Here is a 488-nt window from a genome sequence, read left to right as displayed (position 1 = left end):
CGACGGTGAAGAATTCGAATTGGTCGCCGCAGTTGATAAGTGTGGTGATAGGCTCGATCTCGAGGTTGATATTGGCGCCGATGGCACAGTTTCCGATCTTAGAGTGTATGTCGTACGCGAAGTCCAGTGCGGTGGCTCAGTACGGCATTTTCCGAGCCTCTCCTTTGGGTGAAAATACCGCTATTTCAGATGGGCATAGCGATAATAGAAGTTATCCAGGAAGTCAACGGCGTTTTCCGTCGGACCATTCAGTGCATCGCGTATCTTTTTGAGCCAGCGGTCGAGTTCGTCCTCGTTGTTCGACAGCGAGGCGTTTTCGTATTTCCAATGAGCGGCGAATCCCCTTTCGGCGATCTCCTCCACGCGATGCGTGCGACTGTGCACCTCTACCCATACTCCGTCGGGACCCACAACTCTCGAGTGCAACGCTTCGTAGCCGTTGACATTGGCATCGAAAGGAATCCACCACAGGGGGAAATTTTTTTCAT

Annotated in this window: 1 pseudogene; it reads right to left on the bottom strand. The window is 52.3% G+C overall.

Annotated elements, in window-relative coordinates:
- Positions 1-488, bottom strand: a pseudogene (locus ALIPUT_RS12215) (TGS domain-containing protein); the annotation flags it as partial.

The sequence above is a fragment of the Alistipes putredinis DSM 17216 genome (assembly GCF_000154465.1).
GTDB classification, from domain to species: Bacteria; Bacteroidota; Bacteroidia; order Bacteroidales; family Rikenellaceae; genus Alistipes; species Alistipes putredinis.
Note: the sequence above shows the minus strand (reverse complement) of the source record. Positions and strands in the feature narration are given on the sequence as shown.